18 protein-coding genes are annotated in these 19,962 nt (G+C 73.9%); 2 read left to right on the top strand and 16 right to left on the bottom strand.

The annotated features are described in order from the left end of the window. Positions 1-123: 123 nt before the first annotated feature. Positions 124-1,515, bottom strand: coding sequence for an APC family permease (locus EKO23_RS05280; protein ID WP_134714804.1), 1,392 nt, complete (start codon positions 1,513-1,515; stop codon positions 124-126). Positions 1,516-1,698: 183 nt separating this feature from the next. Here EKO23_RS05280 and EKO23_RS05275 point away from each other — a divergent pair, with 183 nt between their 5' ends. Then, positions 1,699-3,216 (top strand): PucR family transcriptional regulator, encoded by a 1,518-nt coding sequence (locus EKO23_RS05275; RefSeq protein WP_167880333.1) that lies wholly within the window; start codon positions 1,699-1,701, stop codon positions 3,214-3,216. Positions 3,217-3,298: 82 nt separating this feature from the next. Then, positions 3,299-4,651 carry a chloride channel protein gene (locus EKO23_RS05270; protein ID WP_134714800.1) on the top strand — a complete coding sequence of 451 codons (1,353 nt, stop codon included), beginning with the start codon at positions 3,299-3,301 and terminating at the stop codon, positions 4,649-4,651. 74 nt (positions 4,652-4,725) lie between these two features. Here the strand turns inward: EKO23_RS05270 and EKO23_RS05265 are convergent, their stop codons facing one another. From EKO23_RS05265 to EKO23_RS05195, 15 genes are all read right to left on the bottom strand, one after another. After that, the gene (locus EKO23_RS05265) at positions 4,726-6,186 is read right to left on the bottom strand and encodes an alkaline phosphatase PhoX (protein ID WP_167880332.1); all 1,461 of its coding nucleotides are present in this window, start codon (positions 6,184-6,186) and stop codon (positions 4,726-4,728) included. A 133-nt stretch (positions 6,187-6,319) separates the two neighbouring features. Further along, positions 6,320-6,508 carry a hypothetical protein gene (locus EKO23_RS05260; protein WP_134714796.1) on the bottom strand — a complete coding sequence of 63 codons (189 nt, stop codon included), beginning with the start codon at positions 6,506-6,508 and terminating at the stop codon, positions 6,320-6,322. Then, positions 6,505-6,996, bottom strand: coding sequence for a glycoside hydrolase family 6 protein (locus EKO23_RS05255; protein WP_134714794.1), 492 nt, complete (start codon positions 6,994-6,996; stop codon positions 6,505-6,507). Before EKO23_RS05255 ends, EKO23_RS05260 begins: the two co-directional genes overlap by 4 nt. 100 nt (positions 6,997-7,096) lie before the next feature. Further along, positions 7,097-7,651, bottom strand: a complete 555-nt coding sequence (locus tag EKO23_RS05250; RefSeq protein ID WP_217702479.1) for a YbhB/YbcL family Raf kinase inhibitor-like protein — start codon at positions 7,649-7,651, stop codon at positions 7,097-7,099. 4 nt (positions 7,652-7,655) lie between these two features. Further along, positions 7,656-9,119, bottom strand: a complete 1,464-nt coding sequence (locus tag EKO23_RS05245) for a hypothetical protein (protein ID WP_134714792.1) — start codon at positions 9,117-9,119, stop codon at positions 7,656-7,658. A 37-nt stretch (positions 9,120-9,156) separates the two neighbouring features. After that, a complete protein-coding gene (locus EKO23_RS05240) occupies positions 9,157-10,791 on the bottom strand; it encodes an NAD(P)-binding protein (protein WP_134714790.1) in 1,635 nt (544 codons plus the stop codon). 4 nt (positions 10,792-10,795) lie between these two features. Further along, positions 10,796-11,812 (bottom strand): thiamine pyrophosphate-dependent enzyme, encoded by a 1,017-nt coding sequence (locus EKO23_RS05235; RefSeq protein WP_134714788.1) that lies wholly within the window; start codon positions 11,810-11,812, stop codon positions 10,796-10,798. A gap of 13 nt (positions 11,813-11,825) precedes the next feature. Next, entirely contained in the window at positions 11,826-13,082 is a 1,257-nt protein-coding gene (locus EKO23_RS05230; RefSeq protein WP_134714786.1) for a transketolase C-terminal domain-containing protein, read from the bottom strand. Next, positions 13,075-13,656: a 2-oxoacid:acceptor oxidoreductase family protein gene (locus tag EKO23_RS05225; protein WP_134714784.1), complete on the bottom strand. Its 582-nt coding sequence runs from the start codon at positions 13,654-13,656 to the stop codon at positions 13,075-13,077. The genes EKO23_RS05230 and EKO23_RS05225 overlap by 8 nt, the downstream gene beginning before the upstream one ends. A gap of 7 nt (positions 13,657-13,663) precedes the next feature. Beyond that, complete coding sequence (locus EKO23_RS05220) at positions 13,664-13,858, bottom strand: hypothetical protein (RefSeq protein WP_134714782.1); 195 nt, start codon at positions 13,856-13,858, stop codon at positions 13,664-13,666. A 227-nt stretch (positions 13,859-14,085) separates the two neighbouring features. Next, positions 14,086-15,450, bottom strand: a complete 1,365-nt coding sequence (locus tag EKO23_RS05215; protein WP_134714780.1) for a glycosyltransferase — start codon at positions 15,448-15,450, stop codon at positions 14,086-14,088. 39 nt (positions 15,451-15,489) lie between these two features. Next, positions 15,490-15,861, bottom strand: coding sequence for a cupin domain-containing protein (locus tag EKO23_RS05210; RefSeq protein WP_246050913.1), 372 nt, complete (start codon positions 15,859-15,861; stop codon positions 15,490-15,492). Between the two features lie 97 nt (positions 15,862-15,958). Then, positions 15,959-16,405, bottom strand: coding sequence for an OsmC family protein (locus EKO23_RS05205; protein ID WP_134714778.1), 447 nt, complete (start codon positions 16,403-16,405; stop codon positions 15,959-15,961). A 14-nt stretch (positions 16,406-16,419) separates the two neighbouring features. After that, a complete protein-coding gene (locus EKO23_RS05200) occupies positions 16,420-17,622 on the bottom strand; it encodes an NAD(P)/FAD-dependent oxidoreductase (protein ID WP_167880331.1) in 1,203 nt (400 codons plus the stop codon). 120 nt (positions 17,623-17,742) lie between these two features. Continuing rightward, entirely contained in the window at positions 17,743-19,962 is a 2,220-nt protein-coding gene (locus tag EKO23_RS05195) for a glycosyltransferase family 4 protein (protein WP_217702478.1), read from the bottom strand.

The raw sequence follows: 19,962 nt of genomic DNA, 5'->3' as shown, positions 1-19,962 counted from the left end.
TGAAGTGCATCCACAGGTGGTCGCGGGCGGCCGCCTGGAGCTGCGCGTGGTCGGTCGCGGTGAGCGGGTGACTGGTGTGGGACATGGTTCCTTCCGATGCTCGGTTGTTGCGGGGACGGAGGGTCAGAGGGCGGCCGGGGCGGCCACGGGCTCGGGGTCGACGTCCGGGTCGGCGTCGGACGTGTCGTCCAGCCGGACGTCGGTGAGCCGGCGGCCGGTCACCCGGCCCATGACCACGGCGTACAGGACGCCGAGGCTGGCCCAGATCACGCCGAAGACGAGTGCGTCGCGGTGCAGGAAGCTCCAGAGCACGCCGGTCATCAGCGTCGACACCAGCGGCAGCACGATGTTGGTCGCGACCTGCTTCGGGGTGCGGAACTCGCGCCGGCGCCAGACGAAGTGGGCGATCACCGAGAGGTTCACGAAGGTGAAGGCGACCAGGGCACCGAAGTTGATCATCGACGCGACCAGCTCGAGGCTCGGGGTGATCGCCAGCAGCGACACCGCACCGACGATCGCGATCGCGAACACGGGCGTCCGCCGCGTCGGGTGCACGTAGGCGAACAGCGAGGCCGGGTGGATCACCCGGTTGCGGCCCATCACGTGCAGCAGGCGGGAGACGCTGGCGTGCGAGGCGAGGCCGGAGGCGACGGTGGCCGCGAAGGCCGCCGAGACGAACAGCAGCTGGAACACCTTGCCGCCGACCAGCATCGCCATCTCGGGCAGCGGGTCGTCGGTGACCTCGAAGCGCGAGACGTCCGGGAACACGGCCTGGGCCACGTGCGCGCTGACCAGGAAGATCGCGCCACCGATGAGCAGCGTGAGCACGATCGCCTTGGGCACGACGGAGCGGTCGCGGGCCTCCTCGGCGTACATCGTGATGGCGTCGAAGCCGATGAAGGAGAAGCAGACCACGGTGGCGCCGGTGAGCACGGCGGCCGGGTGCACGCCGTCGTGGTGGAAGGTCTCGGTCGTGAACAGCGTGCCGGTGCCGACGCCCTGGCTCAGCTCGACGACCGCGAGCGCGAGGAACGCGACGATCATCACGACCGCGAACGAGACCAGGACGGTGTTGACGCGGGAGGTGGAGCTCACGCTCCAGATGTTGAGGCCGGTCACGACGGCGACGATCAGCACGACCCAGATCCAGCCGGGGACCTCCGGGAACAGCGAGGTCATGTAGAGCCGGATGATCAACGCGTTGACCAGCGGCAGCAGCAGGTAGTCGAGCAGTGCCGCCCAGCCGACCAGGAAGCCGAGCCGGGGGTGGATGGTTTCCCGGGTGTAGGTGTACGCCGAGCCCGCGGACGGGAAGACCCGGGACATGCGGCCGTAGCTGATCGCGGTGAACAACATGACCACCAGGGCCACGAGGTACGCCGTCGGGACGGCGCCGCCGGTCTCGATGGAGACGATGCCGAAGGTGTCGAAGAGCACCGTCGGGGTCATGTAGCCGAGCCCGAGGCCGATGATCCCCCACAGGCCGAGGGAACGCTTCAGTCCGATCGTCGACATGTCGTGCCCCTCAGCTCTCGTTGCTCGCCATCACGTGCTTGATGCGGAACGGACGGTGTGACGACCGCCACTCCGACCAGTGATTCGAGAGTAGGGTTGGCCGCGACGAGGCCCGATGGACAGATCGTCGAAGTTCGGGGGCCCTCGATGTGCGTTGTGTCACGTCACCGCAGGAGGCGGGCTGTGAGCGTTTCCCTCCAGTGGCTGCTCGACCAGTCCGATCTCGACCTCCGGCTGGTCTCCGGCACCGCGGCCGACCGGCAGGTCACGTGGGCGCACGCGACGGACGTGGTCGACCCGACGCCGTGGCTGGCCGGTGGCGAGCTGGTGCTGACCACCGGCCCCCAGCTCCCCGAGGACCTGCCCGGGCAGCGCGCGTACGTCGACCGGCTGGTCGCCGGGGGCATCGCCGGTCTCGGCTTCGGCACCGGCCTGCGCTACGACGCCGTGCCGCCCGCCCTGGTGGCGTCCTGTTCCGAGCTGGACCTCCCCCTGCTCGAGGTGCCGCTGCCCACGCCGTTCATCGCCGTCGCGCAGGCCGTGGTCCGCCGGCTGTCCGAGGCGGAGGTGGAGTCCCTGCAGCGGGCCCTGACCTACCAGCAGCGGATCACCCGCGCCGCCGTGCGCAAGGGGCTGACCGGCCTGGTCGGGGTGCTCAGCCGTGAGCTGCGCTGCCACGCCGTCGTGCTCGACGAGTACGGCGCCGCGATGGCCGCCTCGACCACCGACGCACGGCTGCTGGACCTGGTGGCCGAGCACTGGCGGCGCGGGGCCGACGACCCTCGCGGCGGCGCGGTCGGCGCGGAGACGGAGCACGGCCTCCTGGAGATCCAGCGGCTGCGCGGACGGTCCGCGGTGGTCGGCTGGCTGGCAGTGCTGCACCGGGAGGCGTCCGAGCCCACCGACCGGCTGCTGGTGAACCAGGCGGCGGGCATCGTCACCCTGCAGCTGGACTGGCCGGCCGAGCTGATCGCGGCCTACCACGAGCTCGGCGGGACGCTGCTCGACCTGCTCCTCGACCCGGCCCAGCAGCACCTCTCGCTGGCGGTGCACCTGCACCACTTCGGGTTCGAGCGCGCCGCGCCCGTGGTGCTCGCGCTGGCCACGGCGCCGCGGGCGCACAACCGCCTGCTCAAGCTGTTCACCGACCGGCTGGAGGCCCGGGCCCGACCGCACGTGGTCACCCGCGTCGACGGCGGGGTGGCCGCGCTGCTGGTGGCCGAGGACGCCCCGGACCTGGTGGCGATGCTCGACGAGGCGACCCGGGAGGGCGGCCCCGCCGGCGTGGTGATCGGAGTAAGCGGGGCGCTGCCGCAGGACGAGGTGGCCACCGCGCTGGCCCCTGCCCGCGAGGCGGCCCAGGCGGCCCGGCGCGGCGACCAGCGGGTCGGCTGGTTCGACCGGCTCGCCCTCGGCGCGCTGCTCGCGGACGACGCGGTGCGTGAGCGGGTGCGGTCGCTGACCGTGCCCGCCCTGGCCGCGCTCGCCGGCGGGTCGAACCCGCGCGACGCCGACCTGCTCGCCTCCCTCGACGCGTTCCTGCGCCACAACGGGTCGTGGGAGGGCGCGGCCCGCTCGCTCGGCGTGCACCGGCACACGCTCAAGGCGCGGATGACCCGGGTCGAGGAGGTCACCGGGCTCTCGCTGGACCTGGCCGAGAACCGGGTGCTCCTGCACCTCGGCCTGATGTGCCGGTCCTGACCGGAGGCGCCAGCATCACCCGGCTCGGGTGACCCGGACGCCCCCGGTCGGACGGGAGAGTTCCCGGGAAGGGGGTGGCGCCATGAGCCCGACCGAGCCGGGAGGGGACCCGACCGGGACCCCCGGTCTGGAACCGTCGACCACGCCCGCGCTCCACCCGGACCGGCGCCAGGCACGCATGTACCTGGAGCTGATCGGGATCGGAGCCGCGATCGGCATCCCGGCGGCCGTCCTCGCCAAGCTCTTCCTGGCGGTCGTGCACTGGGCCGAGACCTGGCTCTGGACCGACCTGCCCGACGCCCTCGGCGAGAGCTCGCCGCCGTGGTACCTCGTGCTGGGCCTGCCCGTCGCCGGTGCCGGCCTCGTCGCGGTGGCCCGGGCCTTCCTGCCGGGCGACGGCGGACACTCGCCCCTGCACGGCCTGGGCGGCCCGCCCACCCCCTGGCAGTACGGCCCGAGCGTCCTGCTGGCCGCCTTCGGCACCCTGGCGTTCGGCGCCGTCCTCGGCCCGGAGGCACCGCTGATCGCGCTGGGCTCCGTGGTCGGGATGGCGGCCGCGTCGTGGGCGAAGCCGGGCCCGCAGGGCGAGCAGGTGCTCGCGACCGCCGGCTCGTTCTCCGCGGTGTCCGCCCTGTTCGGCGGCCCGCTGGTCGCCGGCATCCTGCTGCTCGAGGCAGGGCTCGCCGCCGGCGCCGCACTGCTGCCCGCCCTGCTGCCGGGCCTGGTCGCGGCCGCGGTCGGCTACGTGGTCTTCATCGGCCTCGGAGACTGGGGCGGCCTCGACTCGACCAGCCTCGTGGTGCCCGACCTCCCCGCCTACGACACCACCTCGGTGCCCGACCTGCTGATGGCGATCGTGGTCGGCGTCCTCACCGCCCTGCTGATCGGGTCGGTGAAGCGGTTCGCCCACCGGGTCGACGACGTCGCGGTCCTGTCCCCCAGGAACCGGTACGGCGTCCTGCTGGCCGGCGGCCTGGTGATCGGGCTGATCACCCTGGTCGCCCAGGCGCTCGGGGCCGGCTACGACGACGTGCTCTTCTCGGGCCAGTCGGCGATCCCGCAGGAGCTGGCCGAGAACAGCGCCGGGGTGCTGCTGGTGATCCTGGTGGCGAAGGCCCTGGCCTACGCGATCTGCCTGGGCTGCGGCTTCCGCGGCGGGCCGGTGTTCCCGGCCGTCTTCCTCGGGGTCGGGCTGGCCACGTTCGCGTGCATCTGGTTCGACACCTCGATCACGTGGGCGCTCGCGGTGGGGGCCGCCGCCGGCATGACCGCCGGCACCGGGCTGGTGTTCAGCGGCCTGGTGCTGAGCCTGCTGCTGGTCGGGGTCAACGGGCTGGACGCGCTGCCCGCCGCCGTCCTCGCGGTGGTCGCCGCGTGGCTGACGAACTCCGCCCTCGAGCGCAGGGCGGCCGCCGGGCAGGAGGCCGGGACCTGACCGGCACCGTCATACGATCCGGCTGCTCACAGCTGCTCCGGCGACCAGGTCGCATGGCGTCCCGCGCCGGCTCCTCAGCCGACCGGCTGGCCCGGGGGCACGTGCAGCTCCAGCAGCTGGCCGCCCTGCACGGTCTCGGGGTCTCCGGTGGCGTAGTGCGCCATCGAGGTGAGGAGGTACTTCCCGCGGCCGAGGAACGACGCGGGGATGATGCCGGAGCTCTCCTCGGCCTGGGTGAGGAAGCCGGCGCCTCCCTCGGTGAAGAGCGCCGGGTCGTGCTGCGCGATCCGGCGCAGGCCGCCGGTGGACGGGTCGTACTGGTAGACGCCGGCCGAGTAGGCCCGGTCCCCCGGATCCTCCTGGATGAGCACCTGACCCCGGTCGTTGACCGTGAGGTTGTCCATCATCCGTGGACCCTGCGGATCGGCCGCGTCGTACGGCGGGCTGGTGACGGCGATCTCGGCGGTGCCGCCGGCGAGCACGTCGGCGGGGTCGTCGAACGTGAGGTGCCACAGGTTGCTGGCCCGGTCGAAGGCGCCGGTGGTGGCGAACCACAGCCCTCGTCCGCTGCCGTCCCAGACCGCGTCCTCGGGACGGTCGAGGTGGCTGACGCCGAGCGCGTCGGCGCGCAGGTCGAGCGCGCCCGGGAGCAACGTGTCGGCGCCGGGGATCTCGACCAGCTCGAAGCGGGCTCCCCCGGGAGCGACGGTGGTGTTGCCGGAGACGGGGTCCACCGAACCCGCGATCGCAACGCCGTACAGCCTCCCGCCGGTGAGCCCGGCCCGTTCCACGTCGTTGCCGGTCGACCGCTTCCGGCCCACGTACACGAAGACCTGGCCGCCGGCCTCGTCGTTGGTCTGGAGGACCACGGTGTCCGGGCCGCCGCCCGGCATCGTCACGAGGTTCTCCCACTGTTGGCGACCGAGCCCGGTGAGGACGTAGCTGGTGCCGGCGTCGGGGCCGTCGACGACGTGCCCGTAGGCGCGGCCCGGGTTGATCTCGTCGCCGTTCAGCAGGATGCGGTGGCGGGTGCCGTCACCGGTGGCGACGTCCTCGAACGTGCCGACCGGAGGCAGGTCGGCGGAGCAGAGCCGAGCCATGGCCTGCTGGTACGGCGCCCAGCCGGCCGCGGCGTCGGGGCGGAGCACCTGCTTGACCAGGTCCTCGCCCGTGACCACGCGGAGCGTGTCCGTGTCGATGGTCCACCTCGAGACGAAGGCACCCCGGAAGCCGTGTGCGCGCACGATGCCCCCGGTGCCGCCCAGCTCGTGGTTGACCAGCAGCGTGAACGTGCCGTCCCCGTTGTCGAACGCGCCGAGCCCGTCGGGGAACCCGACCATCCGGTAGCCGTTGGCGGCGCGGTCCCCCACCGTCAGCAGCGAGGTCGTGACCACCCCCGGAGCGGTGCGGACCAGGTAGGGCCCCGCAGAACTGCCCGGGCCGGTCGCGGCGCCCGGGGCGGCCGCCGCCGGTCCGGTGCCGAGGATGGTGGCCAGGGCGACCAGCGCCACCGTCGTCGCGTGCGTTCTCCTCATGATCGTGCTCCCTCCGAGTCCGGGTGCCCGCGCCGCGATCGGCCTCCCGTGGGGCCACCTCACCAGTCGAGCACGCGACGTCGCCCGCAGGCATCCGTACATGTACGGATGGACCCGGACGGAGGCGGACACGTCAGTACGGCGTGGTGCGGGCCATCGCGAGGGCCCGGCTCATCACGAACGTGTCGGCCTGCATGCACAGCCAGGGCCGGCCGAACCAGAGGTAGCCGTCGACGTGTGCGGGGGCGCGGGCCCGGTTGGTCGCGGACAGCCCCCACCGCGCGTTCGCCACGTCGGCCGTGGGCGGGATGCCGAGCGTCACGCAGACCCGCTCGGCCGGGGCTGGCAGACCTTGGCGTTGTCCGGGTGCGAGCCGCGGGCCTGCCCGACGTCGAAGCCCTGCCCGTTGGACGAGGTGTTGACCACGAAGTGCTTGCCCGGGTGGCCGCGCCGGGCGAGCTCGGCGACCAGCTCGGTGCCGAACGCGAGGTCGTCGCCGACCTTCACGTAGTGGGTGGAGTTCAGCGCGAAGCCGCGCACGTACTCGATGCCGGCCGGCACCAGGAAGCGCGCGGACTCCTCCGGCGGTCCTTCGGCCAGTCCGCCGCGCCCGCGTCGACGTAGACGCTGGTGTGGGGCAGCGCGGAGAAGGTGCGGGCGGCGTACCGGATGAGGCGGGAGGGCACGGTGGAGCCGCCGGGCGTGCACAGCGCGAACGGACTCGTGCTCCCACGGCACCATCCGGAAGACGGTCATCTGGACGAGCACGTCGGGGTCGCCACCGGTGAAGTTCTCGATGTACTCCCGCACCTTGCGGGTGATGTCGCCGTCAGGGTCCGGTCACCCTCGGGTCCTGCGCAGCGGAAACGGACGGAACGGCCCCGGTCGGCCAGCGGAAGTGGCCGACCGGTCACCGCCGTCGGTAGGAGCCGACCAGCGTGCCCTCGGCCACCGCCGCGTCCCCGACCGCGGACAGCGCGTCGTCCAGCGATGCACCGTCGCCGAGCCCGGTCGGCGCGGACAGTCCGTAGACGGTGAACCGGTAGTGGTGCGTGCCGCTGGGCGGGCAGGGGCCGGTCCAGCCGGCGCCGCCGGCGGAGTTGTCGGCCTGGGCGGCGCCGTCCGGCACCTCGCCGGTGGCGAACGAGCTGGTGGCAGCGGGGACGTCGAGCAGGACCCAGTGGGTGAACGTGCCGCCGGGCGCGTCGGGGTCGTCGACCACCACCGCCCACGCGGCCACGTCCGCGGCGGTCGGCGCCGACCAGGCCAGCGGCGGCGACACCTCGTCGCCGTCGCAGGTGAGCTGCACCGGGACCGGGTCGCCGTCGGCGAACGCCGGGCTGCTCACCCGGACGGTGGCCGGGGCGTCGGCGTCGACCTCGTGCCCGGTGTCGTCCCCGCACCCGGCCGTCCCCGCGAGGAGCCCCAGCAGGAACGGGGCCGCGAGCGTGGCACGTGCGGGCACCGGACTACCCCCGGGCGCTCGCGTAGCCGAGGACCGCGGCCAGGCCGAGCGCGCTGCGCGGTTCGTACGCCGCGCGCCACAGGCCGCCGTGCACCGCGGCGTACGCCTCGTCCTGCCACGGGTGGGCGTGCTCCGGGGAGCCCTGGACGACGTCGTGCACGAGCAGGACCGCCATCAGGGTGTTGGAGGTCGCCGGCTCGAAGACCTCCACCCCGAACCGGTGGGCGCCGGCGAACGCGGCGGCGAGCGCCCGGTTCTTCACCACCGAGTGGGTGCGTGTCGACGGGGCGACGTGGAAGGAGACCAGCTGCCCGTCCCGGCGGGCGGTCGCGGCCCGCCAGCGCTGGATCCGCTTGGCCAGCGCGTAGTTCGGCCCCTGGACTGGGACCAGGCTGTCGGCGATGCCGGGGTCGGCGTCCGGCGGGTAGGCCCGGTGCAGCAACCGGCCGCGCGTGGCCCAGCGCAGCGGCCGGCCGACCACCTTCGCGGTGCCGGAGCGCTCCCGGTACGCGCGCCCGGACTGCTCCACCGCGTCCCGCGGGACCGCGAAGACGTCGGTCGGGGTGGCGAGGAACGCCAGCCCGGTGTCGGGCCGGTCCCGGGTCACCCGGGTGGCCAGCGCGTCGGCCGCCACGGACACGCGCACGTGGGTGCCGCCGTCGGCGTAGAGGTAGTTGCCGACCACCAGCCGCCCGTCGACGCCACCCAGCCAGGTGGCCACCTCGGGCACCTCGGCGAGCAGGTCGGCGCCCGCCACCGGGGCCAGGTCGGGTGCCCCGGTCGCGGCCTCCGGGACCGGGACCAGCAGCCGGCCGGCCGCACCGCGTGCCGTGCGCACCACCCGTTCCCAGACCGCCGGTCGCGGGAGGTCCACGGCGGCGACCGTGGCGCCCCACCCGAGCAGCGCACCGAGCGGTCCCATCTCGGAGCCGGCGCCGAGCACGACCACGGTGCGCCCGTCGAGTCGCAGCCACTCGGGGTGCGCGGCCACCTCCAGCACCGCGTCCACGACGGACGGCTCGACCACGCCGCTCCGGCTCCACGCCTGGAGCTGCTCGCGCAGCTCGTCGCCGCGCAGCCGGCGGCCGCGGTAGGGCAGGGCCAGCTCGGTCACCGGGTCGCCGTCGCCCTCGACCGTAGCGGTCGCGAGCGCGCGCTCCGGTGCGGCGTCGTCCCAGGCGGCCAGCGGCAGGTCCTCGCCGTCGTCGGTCGCGACCACCATCCGCCGGCGGACGGCGTCGAGGCCGGCGTCGGCGATCGACAGCCACGCGTCCGGGGAGGCCAGGCCGGCCTCGACGAGCCGGCGGAAGTGCAGGAGGTAGCGGCTGCGCCACGCGGTCTCCTGCTCGGCCCCCAGCGCGCCCACCGGGTCGACGGCCCGCAGCGCGTCGGCCACCACCTCGCGGCCGGTCGCGGTGGTGCTGCGACGGCCGTCGGCCCGGGCGGCGAAGGAGACTCCGTGGGTCATGGGGACATCATGGCGCCCGGCTCGGTCGGGAGCCGGGTCAGATCTCCTCCGGCTCCATCGCGATCGCCCCGGACGGGCACTCGCTGGCGCACAGCCCGCAGCCCTTGCAGTAGTCGAGGTCGATCAGGTACGGCTCCCCCGGCCGGCCGATCTTGAGCACGGCGTTGTCGGGACAGACCCCGAAGCAGTTGTCGCACTGGAAGCAGGTGCCGCAGGACATGCAGCGCCGGGCCTCGTAGAGCGCGTTGTCCTCGTCGAGCCCCTGCACCACCTCGTCGAACGTCGACTGGCGTCGCACGGTCTCCAGGGTCGGCCGGTGGGTCCGCGGCGCGTCGGCGAAGTACCACGTGTTCAGCCCGTCGTACGGCGCGACCGCACGGTCGGCGGGCACCCGCGGCGCGCGGCCGGCCAGCCAGGCGTCGATCTGCTCCGCGGCATGCCGCCCGTGGCCGACCCCGACCGTGACCGACCGCTCCCCCGGCACCATGTCGCCGCCGGCGAACACGCCGGGCCGCCCGGTCATCAGGGTGCCGTCCACCTGCACCACCCCGTCATCCACCGCGACGTCCGGCATCGCGTCGAGCAGCGACAGGTCGGTGTCCTGGCCGAGCGCCAGCACCAGCGAGTCCGCGGCCAGCTCGTCCACCTCGCCGGTGGGCTGCGGGAACCCGGTGTCGTCGAGCTCCATCCGCTCGACCGTCATCGCCCCGCCCTCGACCTGCTTGATCGTGGTCAGCCAGCGGAACAGCACGCCCTCGTCCTCGGCCTCGCGGACCTCGCTCTCGTGGGCCGGCATCCGGTCCCGGGTGCGGCGGTAGACCACGACCGCCTCCGAGGCCCCCAGCCGGCGCGCCGTGCGGGCCGCGTCGAGGGCGGTGTTGCCGCCGCCGTAGACCGCCACCCGGCGACCCAGCAGCGGACGCTCGCCCTCCGCCAGCCCGTGCAGCATCGACACCGCGTCGAGCACGTGGGCGGCCGACCCGGCCGGGATGTAGGCGCGACGGCCGACCTGGGCGCCCACGGAGAGGAACGCCGCGTCGTACCCGCCCTCGGCCATGGTCGCGTCGAGGTCGGTGACCTTCGCGTCGAGCTCCAGCCGCACGCCGAGGTCGAGGATCCGCTGCACCTCGGCGTCGAGCACCTCGCGGGGCAGCCGGTAGGCGGGGATGCCGAAGCGCATCATGCCGCCGGCCATCGGCCCGGCCTCGAGGATGGTCACCGCGTGCCCGCGGCGGGCCAGGTGGTAGGCCGCGGACAGCCCGGACGGCCCGGCGCCGACGACGAGCACCTTCTTGCCGGTCGACGGCGCGTCGACCGACACGCTCCAGCCCTCGCGCAGCGCCTCGTCGCCGAGGAACCGCTCGACGGAGTTGATGCCGACCGCCTCGTCGAGCTGGCCGCGGTTGCAGGCGGTCTCGCACGGGTGGTAGCAGACCCGGCCCATGATCGCGGGGAACGGGTTGTCCTCCATGATCGTGCGCCAGGCCCGCTCGTAGCCGGCGCCGCCCTCCTCGGCGTCGTACAGCCAGGACCGGACGTCCTCGCCGGCCGGGCAGGCGTTGCTGCACGGCGGCAGCAGGTCGACGTACACCGGGCGCTCGGTGCGCCACGAGCCGGTCTTGTTGGCCTTGCTCGAGCCGACGTCCAGGGTGATCGCGAACGGCTTCTCCATGTGCCTACTCCTGGTCCTGCTCGTAGCCCGGGTCGTCGTCGAGCAGCCCGAACCGGTCGATGTTGTGGTCGGCCTGGGCCTGGATGCGGGCGACGATGTCGTCGCGACGCGGCTCGCCGAACAGGTGCGCGTAACGGCGCTGGATGCGGAGGTACTCCTCGACCGGCTGCCACCGCCGGATCTTCGACACCGCGGTGATCCGGCCGCGCTCGGCCTCGAACACCGGGAAGATCCCGGTCTCCCGGGCCAGCCGCGCGACCTTGATGGTGTCCTCCGACGCCGAGCCCCACCCGAGCGGGCACGGCACCAGCACGTGCAGGTAGCGCGCGCCGGACATCCCCATCGCCGTCTCGACCTTGGCCTCGAGGTCGCGGAGGTCCGCGACGGTCGCGGTCGCGACGTACGGGATCTCGTGGGCCATCGCGATCAGCGGCACGAACTTGCCCTGCCCGAACGCGTTGCCCGGCTCCGGGCCGAGTGCCTTGGTGTTGGCTGTGCGGGCGGCCGGCGGGGTCGCGCCGGAGCGCTGCACGCCGGTGTTCATGTAGCCCTCGTTGTCGTAGCAGACGAACAGCACGTCGTCGTTGCGCTCGAACATCCCGGACAGGCAGCCGAAACCGATGTCGACCGTGCCGCCGTCGCCGGCCTGCGCGACCACGCGGGTGTCGCTGCGTCCCTGCGCCCGCAGCGCCGCGGCCATGCCGCTGGCGACCGCGGGGGCGTTGCCGAACAGCGAGTGCAGCCACGGCAGCTGCCACGACGTCTCGGGGTACGGCGTAGAGAACACCTCGAGGCAGCCGGTGGCGTTCGCCGCGACCATGTTCCCGCCGGTGGCGCGCATCGCCGCGTCGAGGACGTAGCGCGCGCCGAGCACCTCGCCGCAGCCCTGGCAGGCCCGGTGCCCCGAGGTGATCGCGTTCGAGCGGTCCGCCCGGGCCTGCTCCGAGCGCTGCGCCGGGTCCAGCAGCCGGTTCCCGACCGCGAACGTGTCGACCTGGTAGAGCTTGGGTTCGACGGTCATTCTGACGCCCCTCTCAGTGGGATCCGGAGCCGATGACGCCGGCCTCGCGGAGCATGCTCTCCGCGTGCGGGCCGGGCACGGACGCGGCGTCGCGCCGCAGCTGCCCGTCGACCAGGTCGGTGCGCAGCCCGAGGAAGTGGAGCCGGTGCGGGTCGACCCGCCCGGCCAGGACGTCGTCGAGCAGCCCGCGGACCGCGGCCGCGGTGACCGGCCGGCCGCCCAGCCCGGCGACCACGTCGTGCACGACGGTCGGGGTGCCGGCCAGCGCGAGCCGGGTGTTCTGCCCGACGATGCCGCCCGCGCCCACCGCGAACGCCTTCTCGAGCACCACGACGTTGGCAGCGCCGGCCAGCGCACGCCGTACCTCGTCGCGCGGCCAGGGGCGGAAGCAGGTGACGTCGAGCAGCCCCACCGGGTGGCCCTCGTCGCGCAGCTGGTCCACGACCACCTCGATCGTGCCCACCTGCGAGCCGAGCGCGACCACGACGGTCTCGGCGTCGTCGGTGCGGTAGGGCCGGACCAGGCCGCCGGCGGGACGGCCGAACGCGGCCTCGAAGTCGGCGGCGATGCGCGGGATCTCGTCCAGCGCCTGCATCTGGCGCGCGTGCATGAGGTACTTCACCTCGGTGAACGCCTCCGGCCCGACCATCGCGCCGATCGAGACCGGCTGCGCGGGGTCGAGCTGCTGGCGAGGCGTGAACGGCGGGAGGAAGGCGTCCACCTCGTCCTGCTCCGGCACGTCCACCTGCTCGACGGCGTGGGTCAGCACGAAGCCGTCCATGCAGACCATGACCGGGAGCGAGAGCCGCTCGGCGAGCCGGAACGCCTGCACGTGCAGGTCGACCGCCTCCTGGTTGGAGCTCGCGAACAGCTGCACCCAGCCGGAGTCGCGCATGGACATCGAGTCGGAGTGGTCGTTCCAGATGTTGATCGGGGCGCCGATCGCGCGGTTGGCGACGGTCATCACGATCGGCAGGCCGAGCCCGGAGGCGTTGAACAGCGCCTCGGCCATGAAGAGCAGCCCCTGGCTGGCGGTCGCGGTGTAGGTGCGCGAGCCCATCGCGGAGGACCCGATGCAGGCCGACATCGCGCCTAACTCCGACTCGACCATGAGGTACTCGCACGGGTCGAGCTCGCCGGTGCGGACCAGGTCCGCGAGGGACTCGACGATGTGGGTCTGCGGGGAGATCGGGTACGCCGCGACCACCTGCGGGCGGCAGCGCGCGACCGCCCGGGCGACGGCCTGGGACCCCTCGATCTGGCTACGCACGGGCACTCCGTCCCTTCTTCTCGAGCACCCGGTCGTGGGCCGCCTTGGCGGCGCGCACGTTGGCCTCGCCGACCTCACCGGCGAACGCCTGGCGGATCGCGGTCGAGATCGAGTCGAGCGACACCCAGCCGGTCAGTGCCGCGAACCCGCCGAGCAGCGCGGTGTTGGGCAGCGGCCGGCCCAGCTCGGCCCTGGCGATCTCCGTCGCCGGCACGCAGACGGCACGGCCGGGCCGCAGCCGGTCCTCGACCTCGCCCAGCCCGAGCTCCGCGAAGGACCGGCCGGTGTTGAGCAGCACGTACGCCTCCTCGCCGACCCCCTCGAAGAGCAGGACCTGGTGGACCAGCGTCGGGTCCTGGACCAGGAGCGCGTCCGGGTGGGAGATCGGCTCGTGGATGCGGATCGGCCGGTCGTCGATCCGGCAGAACGAGACCACCGGCGCCCCGGTGCGCTCCGAGCCGAACGTCGGGAACGCCTGTGCGTGGCGGCCCTCCTCGAAGGCCGCCACCGAGAGCATCTCGGCGGCCGTGACCGCCCCCTGACCACCGCGGCCGTGGATCCGGATCTCGAGCATGACGGCCCTAGTCCCCGGACCGGCCCCGGCCGGGCTCGTCCGCGTCTGGTTGCTCCTGCTGCTCGTGGTACTGCTCGGCGGCGAGGTAGCGCCGCATCGCCTCGTCCGTGGCAGTGCGCCCCGGGCCGGACGGCTTCGAGACGACGGCGTCCCGGGCCTCGCGTGCGGCCTGCGCGTTCTCGATGTGCTCTCGCTCGGTCATGGCTCCCACCCCTTCAGGCGTCCATGTCCACGCTCCCCGCGCACCGGCCCGGCGGACAGGGTCTTCGGTCCCGCCGTCGGCGGGCAGTCCGTCACCGTCCCTGCGCTGCCGACCCGGCACATCTTGTGCCGGGTCACCGCGCCCGCGGACCGCCGAGCCGGCACATCTTGTGCCGGGTCACCGCGCCCGCGGACCGCCGAGCCGGCACATCTTGTGCCGGGTCACCGTCAGTCGGGCCGGACCGCCCGCGCGCCGTCCTCGAGCAGCTCCTCGAAGAGCTCGACGTACTGGATGAGGTGCCGGTCTGCGAGGTACCGGTCGCGGATGCGCTCCCGCGCAGCCTTTCCGAGCTGCAGGCTGAGCTCCGGGTCCTCCAGCGTCCGACGCAGGGCGGCGACCAGCTCGGCGTGGTCCCGGGGGTCCTGCAGCAGGAGGCCGCTGACGCCGTCCTCGATCTGGTCGCGGATCCCCCCGACCGCCGACGCCACCACCGGGCGGCCCTTCCACATGGGCTCGGTGACCGTGAGCCCGAAGCCCTCCGCCAGGCTCTTCTGCACCACGACGCTGGCGTGTCGCTGCAGGGCGTTGACCATCCGGGCGTTGTCCTCCACGTCGGCCATCGGCAGCGACAGCAGGTGCACGCGCGCCCGGATCCCGGGCTCGAGGCCGCTGCGCAGCTCGCGGCACCCCGCCAGCACCGCCGTCGCCTCGGGGTCGTCCTGCACCCCGTCGGTCTGGGGACCGGCGAGCACCAGGTGGACGTCGTCGGGCAGGGTCCTCGCGTTCTGCGCGAACGCGGCGAGCAGCCCGGACATGTCCTTGAGCCGGTCCCACCGGCTCACCTGCAGCACCGTCCGCGAGTCCGCCGGGGGCGGCGGCCCGTCGTCGGTCCGGTGGCAGCGGGCGACCAGCGTGGCCACGTCGTCGGGCGCGAGCTCGACGTTCTTCGGGCTGAACGGGTCCAGGGACGGCGGGATGACGCGGAGCCACTGCCGGTCGAACCAGTCGGGCGCGAACTGCGAGCGGGAGAAGATCACGGCGTGCGCAGGGGCGACCAGGTCCCGGAGGAACGTCCAGGCCTCGCGGGTGAGCGCGTTCTGCTCGTCGATCCCGACGTGGCAGCGCCACACGACGTACGCGCCCTTGGCCCGAAGGTTCGCCGCGAGGCCCGCGGTCTGGGGGTCGTGCAGGAGCACGATGTCCCCGGGCCGCACCAACCGTTCGAGGGTCTCCAGGTTGCGGGCCTGGACGTCGAGGTACGCCACCCGCGCAGCGTCGTCGAGCGCCCCGCCGTCCCCGGCGTCCCCGTGCAGCCGGTTGTGGATGCGTTTCGTGACGGCGAAGAACTCGGGGTTGCCGTCCAGCACCAGCCACCGGATGTCGATCCCGGCTCCCCGCGCGTAGGCGAGCAGCGCGCGCAGCATCTCCGCGACCCCGCCCCCCTCGCCGGTCGAGTTGATGTTCCACACCGTGCGCCGCGCCAGGCCCCGCTCGGCCCGCCGCTGGTACTCCAGCAGCCGGTCCGCGCGGTCGGGCGTCAGCAGGGACGCCAGCCTCTCGAGCGGGACCGGGGTGACCTGTACCTCCCTCACCCTGCCATGGTGCCCGAACAGCGGTCGTCGTGTGCGGGATCAGTCCGTCCGGGTGCCGACCACGACGGTCAGCAGCACGGCGGAGTCCTCGAGCGCGGCGACCGCGTGCCGCGTCGGCGGGATGGTCACGAGGGCGCCCCGGTCGAGCGCGGCGACGTCCGCGCCCGCGGTCAACCGGACCCGTCCGCGCACGACCTGGAGCGTGGCCTCGCCCGGGCTCTCGTGCTCGGCGAGCTCGCGCCCGGCAGCAAGCGCGATCAGGGTCTGCCGCAGCGCGTGCTCGTGGCCGCCGTGGACGGTGTGCGCGGCCCGCCCGCTCGCGGCCTTCCCGGCCAGCGCCAGCTGCTGGTCCGCGAGGTCCTCCAGTGATGACGTCTCCATCGGGTCTCTCCTGTCGGTGCGGCCGCTCACGCCGCCATCCTCGCCCCACCCCCGGGCGACCCACAGGGACGGAGGTCCCGCGGGCCGGGGACCTTCACCCCGGCCCGCGGGTCGACCCGCGGCCCCCTCAGTCGCCCGCGAGGTCGAGGCTGATCTCCGGCGGGGTGGTGATCGAGTTGTGCACCGTGCAGTGCCCGGCCACGGCCAGCAGCGCGTCCCGGCGCTCCTCGGGGAAGTCCCGCGGCAGGGTCAACGTCAACCGGATGCCGGTCACCCGGGCCGGCTTCGACCCCAGGTCGTACGTCGCGTCCACCGCGAGCCCGGTCGGATCGAGGTGGTGCCGCGCCAGGTAGCGCCGGGCGTAGAACGCGACGCAGGAGGCGAGGCCGGCCACGAACAGCTCGGTCGGCGTGGGCGCGGTGTCCTCGCCGCCCGCGTCGCGCGGCTGGTCGGTGGTGAGCAGGTGGTCACGGACGGCGATCGCGAACCGATCCCCCGTCTCGTGCTCCACCCGGACGTCGGCCCAGCGGGCCTCGGCGCCGCTCCCGGGAGCGGCCAGGCTGATGGTGGTCATGTCGTCCGCTCCCCTCACGGCAGCTGCACGTAGCCGTGCCGCATCTTCCACAGGAAGTACTTCTCGAAGCCGAGCTTCATCAGGTGCGCCTGCGGTCCCGGGATCAGCACGCCGTGCTTGCGGGGCGGCAGCATCTTGTCGGCGAGGATGATCACGCCGTTGTTGCCGGCGTCCATGACGCACACCGCCTTGATGTCGCCGAACGCCTTCGTGTGCGTGGCCGGCTCGCCGCGGACCTGGGCGGCGATGTTCGAGGCCGCGGTGTGGGCCATCTGCTCGGTGGGGAACCCGGTCTTGGGGATGCCGACCGGGGTCGGGGTCTGCCAGGGGACGTCGACGGCGGCCGCGACGCCGACGGCGTACACGTCGTCGTGCTTCTCGCTCTGGTAGGTGTCCCGGACCCGGACGTAGCCCTTCTCGTCGGCCAGGCCGTCGGCGGCCTTCAGGAAGTCCTGGCCGAGGAACGGCGGCACCACCATGCCGAACGAGAACGGGAGCGTCTCGCCACCGGCGAGGACCAGGGCACCGTCGTCGACGTGGTCGATGCCGACGGAGATGCGGGCGTCGATGCCCTCCTTCTTCAGGAACATCCCCAGCAGCTGCTCGCCGTGCGGCAGCCCGCCGATGCCGAAGTGACCGAGGAACGGCTCGGCGGTGACGTAGGTGAGCTTCACCTGCTTGTCCAGCCCGGCCTTCTTCAGCTGGTAGGCGGTGTTGAAGAGGAACTCGTACGCCGCGCCGAAGCAGCCCGCCCCCTGGGTGGCGGCCACCACGACGTCGCCGGGGTCCTGCAGGTAGCGCCGCCAGGCCTCGCCCGCGCGCTCGGCCTCGGCCAGCGTGGTGATCGTGGTCGCGTTCTCCCGGAAGCCGGGGACCACGTCGTCGTTGTTGCGGTATCCGGTCGCGATGACGAGGTAGTCGTAGCCGAACCGGCGGCCGTCGGCCACCGTCACCTGCTTGGCGACCGGGTCGACCCCCGTGGCGGCGGCGTGCACGAACTCGATGTCGTGCGCCTCGAACGTCGGCTCCACCCGGAAGGTGATGTCGCCGGCGTCCCGCTTGCCGAACGGGAGCCAGATCAGGCTCGGGTTGAACAGGAACCGGTCGCTGGCCGACACCACCGTCACGTCGACGTCGCCCGCCAGCTCGTGCTTCACCGCCAGGGCCGCGGTCATCCCGCCGAAGTTGGCTCCCAGCACGAGGACCTTCTTGCGCATCACTACCTCCTGGATTCGATCCCTCTCCTCCATGAATACCCTCGGGGGTATGTGCGCGGCAGGGCAGATGGTCCCGGACGACTGGGGACAGAAGCCCTCGGCGCTCCCGGACCGGCCTCGCTAGACCCCGACGGTGCGCGCCGTGCGGACCCGGATGGCGCCCTGGCCGGTGAGCTCGCGGTAGACGTCGTCGACGACCGCGACCACCGACGACCAGTCCCGCTCGCGCCGGACCCAGTCGCGGGCGGTCTCCCCAAGGCGAGCCCGAAGGTCCGGTGCGTCGAGCAGGACACCCAGCACCCGGGCGAGGTCGGCGGACGAGCCCTTCTCGAAGACCAGCCCGGTCGAGCCGTCGGTGACGATCTCGGTCAGTGCGGCCACGGACGAGACCACCACCGCCTTGCCCATCGCCATCGACTCGAACGGCTTGATGGGCGAGATCGCCTCGCAGACCGGGAGCGGCAGCCGCGGGAACGGCGCCACGTCGAACAGCGAGAGGTACGCCGGCACCTCCTCGTGCGGCACCCGGCCGACGAACGTGACCACGTCGTGGAGCCCCAGCGCGGCGGCGAGTCCGTGCAGCTGTGCCTCGACGTGGCCGTCGCCGACCACGACCACGTGGAAGTCCGCGGGGCCGGGCCGTCCGGTGCGGAGGGCGGCGGTCGCCTGCAGGAGCAGCTCCAGGCCCTCGTAGTCGACCAGCCCGCCGGCGTACCCGATGACCGTCTTCCCGGTGACCCCGAGCCGTGCGGCGAGGTCCTCGTCGCGGGCGCGGGGCCGGAACTGGTCGGCGTGCACGCCGTTGGGCAGCACCAGCACCTTGTCCGCGTCGACGCCCCGGTCGACGACCAGGTCCCGGAGCGCCTCGGTGATCACCAGCACCCGGTCGGCCGCGTGGCAGATCGTGGTCTCGAGGTGCTCGAGGAACGCGTGCCGCTCCGAGGTGGCGAACGACGGGTCGCGGGAGACCTTCATCAGCTCCTCGAGGCCGCGCATCTCGTAGACGAACGGAACCCCGAGCCGGGCCGCCGCGGCCTGGCCGGCGAGGCCGTTGACGTGGAACGACGACGCGTGGACCAGCGCGGCCCCGTGCCGGCGGGCCCGCACCTCGGCTGCGCGCGCGTAGCCGTCGACGTACGTCGTCAGCGGGTACTGGGGGTAGCGGCGGCGCACGTCGAGCAGGTGGTGGTACCGGATCCCGTCGACCTCGTCGACGTCCGCGACCTGCCGCGCGTCGTCGCGCTGCCAACGGTCGTAGGGGAAGCCGGGGCGGGTCACCGCCGCGACGTCCCACCCCCGGGCGGCGAGCCCCGTGAGCACTCCGTGGCTGCGGGTCGCGTAGCCGCCGGAGGTGTGGGGCAACGACTGGGCCAGCAGCGACAGCACCGCCCCCTCCCGCTGCTCGTGCCGCACCTCGGACGCCGTGCTGACCGTCCGCCAGCCGTCGCGTGCGACGGCGAGCTGGTCGGAGGCGTTGGCCCACGCCTCCTGCGCCAGCCGGTCGTCCGGGGTCAGCGCGAGGGCGTGCGCGGCGAGGGTCTCCGCGGCCGCCGTGCGCCCGGCGAGCAGCGCCCGCCCGGCCGCCCGGCGGAGCTCGAAGGCGGCGTCCCGCCGCGCGGACCCGCCGGCGTACGTGGGCAGGGGCAGGTCGGCCAGGGCGTCGGCGAGCCGGTCCCACCGGCGGGCCCGGTCCAGGGCGCGCGCGACCACCGGCAGCGGCCGCCGCAGCGCGGTGGCCGCCCGGGCGAGCGACTCGTCGAGGCGGGCGGGCTCGTGCACCGCGACGGCGGCCAGGGCGATCTCGGTGGTGACCTCGGACAGCGACTCCTCGAACCCGGTCCAGCCCCACGCCTCGAGGCGCTCGCGGTAGTCGTCCACCACCTCCGCGTCGGCGCTGCGCAGGGCGGCCAGCACGGCCCGGACCTCCCGGCCGTTGCGGGGCCGCTCCTCGAGCAGCGCGTCCTGGGTGCCGCGCGCTTCCGGCAGGCCGTGCGCGACGGCCAGGCGGTGGTGCACCAGGCGCGCGTCGAACACGACCGGCCGCGTCTGCGTCGCCGTGCGCGCGGCGTCGACGGCACCGGTCCGGTCGCCGAGCCGCTCGCGGGCCTCGGCGACCAGCGCCCAGGCCCGGCTGCCGGTCGCCGACCCGAGCACGGGTACGACGAGCCGCGCGGCTCCCTCGGCGTCCTTCAGGCCGCGCATCCGCCGGGCCGCCTCCGCCACCCGGGCCCGGGCGACGAGGTCCCGCCAGGCATCCGGCCCGGTGTCGGGCGGCAGCCAGACGGCGACGGCCCCGCCGCCGCGGCGGAGGGCGCGCTTGAGGGTCGGCTTGATGCTCAC

The sequence above is a fragment of the Nocardioides guangzhouensis genome (assembly GCF_004519545.1).
Taxonomy (GTDB): domain Bacteria; phylum Actinomycetota; class Actinomycetes; order Propionibacteriales; family Nocardioidaceae; genus Nocardioides; species Nocardioides guangzhouensis.
Note: the sequence above shows the minus strand (reverse complement) of the source record. Positions and strands in the feature narration are given on the sequence as shown.